Annotated in this window: 2 protein-coding genes and 1 rRNA gene; all 3 read left to right on the top strand. The window is 49.2% G+C overall.

Annotated features, from left to right (window positions below):
* Positions 1-208: 208 nt before the first annotated feature.
* On the top strand, positions 209-1,654 hold the full coding sequence (locus tag ACESLK_RS30070) for a response regulator (RefSeq protein WP_373233537.1): 1,446 nt from the start codon (positions 209-211) through the stop codon (positions 1,652-1,654).
* A gap of 59 nt (positions 1,655-1,713) precedes the next feature.
* On the top strand, positions 1,714-1,887 hold the full coding sequence (locus ACESLK_RS30065; protein WP_373233535.1) for a hypothetical protein: 174 nt from the start codon (positions 1,714-1,716) through the stop codon (positions 1,885-1,887).
* Between the two features lie 751 nt (positions 1,888-2,638).
* Positions 2,639-2,763, top strand: a 16S ribosomal RNA gene (locus tag ACESLK_RS30060); the annotation flags it as partial.

Below are 2,763 nucleotides of genomic sequence, written 5' to 3'. Positions count from 1 at the left end.
GAAATCGCCACGAAAGCAGGAAAGAGGCTTTCGGTTTTGATTCAGCGTCAACTTCAGCAATGGATTGCCAGTCTGCCTAGCTACATCAAGGCTTGTTTGCCAATTTCATGCTGCGAAAGTTGAGTTAATAAGACTGTTCCCGCCGGCGCTTTTTACGATTGCTTTCTATAGCCGGGGCCGAGTCCACTGGTACTCGCTGCCTGTCGCCGTGACACTGTTTGCTCTGAGCGCAGGGGATTCCGTTAGCTCATCGCTGTCACACCCTGTCCTATGGCAGAGCCTATTCGATGCGTTTATCTTCTACGGGGTAAGCTATGTGCTGCAAAAGGGAGCATTAGCGATCAATGCCATCAAGCAGAAGCTTGCGTTGATCAAAGAACAGTATACGATTCTGGAGCAGTATTCCTCCCAGATTGAGAGAATGACGCTGTTGGAAGAACGTTACCGCATGGCTCGTGAGCTGCATGATACGATTGGTCATACCTTTACTTCCTTGATTTTAGGAATGGAGACATTGAAGGCTCGTATTCATTCGGATGAGGGAGAAGCCAGGATTCAGGGAATGCTCAAGCTGGCGAGAACGGGGCTGGACGATATCCGTCGTCAGGTGCATCAGATGGATCCGATCGAGGAGGCGTTGCCTTTAGATCGATCAATTCTTCAGATTATTGATGAATTCAAGACGAACACCGGCATTCGGGTTGTGTTCCGCACGATGGGTGAGCCATACCCTGTAATGAAGCAGGCCAAGCTTACCTTGTATCGCTGTCTGCAGGAGGCTCTGACCAATGCCAGCCGTCACGGGCAGGCCAGTGTGATTCAAGTCCTTCTTCAATATGACCATGCCCAGATGATGCTGCAGGTACAGGATAACGGCAAGGGTGATGATACCCTTCGATATGGATTCGGTCTGACAGGAATGAAGGAGAGACTGGCCCCATTGCAAGGCAAGCTCTATATCCATTCGCAAGCGGATGCAGGCACGATGGTAACCTGTACGCTCCCGAACCCATCTAATGAAGGTGGACAGAAGATCAAAATTCTGCTGGCGGATGATCAACCCTTGATCCGTGAAAGTCTAAGATTATTGTTGGGAGAAGAACAGGATTTTGAAGTAACGGTCGTTGGAGACGGCAAACAAGCGATCATGCAATGCGAGCAGGACCGTCCTGACATTGTATTGATGGACATCAATATGCCGGAAATGGATGGGATTGCCGCTACAAAAGCAATTAATAAATCGTGGCCGGACATTCGGATAATCATGATTACGACCATAGAGGATGTCTCCCTAGCATCTGAAGCGCTACGTATCGGAGCGAAAGGCTACCTGCTGAAATCGATTCACCCCAAGGAATTAGCCGCAACCATTCGACTCATATATGGCGGAGGGACGATGATCTCGCAGGATGTAGCTCATCAATTGTTTCAACACCTGAGTGGAGATAAGGCGCCGAATCCGTATGAGTTGACCGAGCGGGAAATCGATGTTCTCCGATGCCTGACAGAAGGGCTTCGAAATAAGGAGATTGCACAGAAGCTGCATCTGTCGGAAGGTACGATACGAAATTATATCTCCTTTATTTACCTGAAACTGCAAGTGAATAGTCGTGAAGAGGCAGTGGAGAAGGCGAGGGTCGAGTGTCTAGCTTAACGAAGTGAGAGGGAGACGTTCGATGATGGGGACGTAAAGAGCAGGCAAGCGGTCATGCGATGGGGCTGATGCGGATTGAGTCTGGTGGGGAGCGACCAACGGAGGCATGGCGGGAGTTGCAGCTCGATCCAGTAGGCGATAGTATAGAAGACCCCGGTGCCCGAGGCTGCAAACCGACGAAAATCGGCCTAGAGCGGTACAGCCTTATGTTGCAGGATAGCGCTGCTGGATGATTAAACGTGGCCGTGAAGCGGAATAGATGAGGGAAATAACTGGACGACAATGCGCCAAAGCGGAAAAACCACCTTAAATTCGAGCAAGCGGCCATTCTGGGGTAAATAGAGCGGATTCTCCGTTTTATATTCGGGAAAACCTAATGTTTTCAAAATAAAGCGGGAAGTGCCTGATAGTCCCGCCAAATCTGCTCGACAGCCGGAAATAAAGCGGAAGAACCGCGTAATTTAGCAATTGTGGAATAGGGGGCCTATGCATCACTTGCTCTTGTAATACCACTGCTGATTATGATGCCGCTCATATGAACCGCCATCGCACACACCATACCAAGCCCCGTGCTTAACCCGAAATACCGTCGTTCTTTATCCCATGGTTGTGAGAATAGGCAGTCACATCGTAAAAAAGTTTTATTACGAAAAGACTTGCGTTCTTAATATGAATCGTGGTATATTCTAATTCCTGTCGCCGAAACGAAGCGAACTTGAGAGAGTCGCCGAGGTCGAACAAACTCGAAAATTATCGTAACTGGTAAAAATTGAGGGTTGCAAGGCGGTGCGGGATGCGGTAAGATAAAGACCTTGCGCCGGAAACGGGGCAGGCGAGAAACACTAGATTGTTCTTTGAAAACTGAACATTGAGCGTAAGAAACAAAAGCAATACCAGTTGTAAATCATGAGCCTCAAAGGCTCTGTGATGCTGGAGACTTTCACTCTCGGGACTTCCTTCGGAAGCCCTGCCGTGAAAGCTCCTTTCATGGAGAGTTTGATCCTGGCTCAGGACGAACGCTGGCGGCGTGCCTAATACATGCAAGTCGAGCGGATTATCTTGTGTAGCTTGCTACCCAAGATAGTTAGCGGCGGACGGGTGAGTAACAC

The sequence above is a fragment of the Cohnella sp. genome (assembly GCF_041640265.1).
In the GTDB taxonomy this organism is placed as follows: domain Bacteria; phylum Bacillota; class Bacilli; order Paenibacillales; family Paenibacillaceae; genus Cohnella.
The sequence above is the reverse complement of the archived record's forward strand: the minus strand, read 5'-3'. Positions and strand labels throughout refer to the sequence as shown.

Bases quoted from the DNA above. Each gene is read 5' to 3' on its own strand.
- ACESLK_RS30065 (WP_373233535.1), top strand. From the start codon at position 1,714: ATGGGGCTGATGCGGATTGAGTCTGGTGGGGAGCGACCAACGGAGGCA.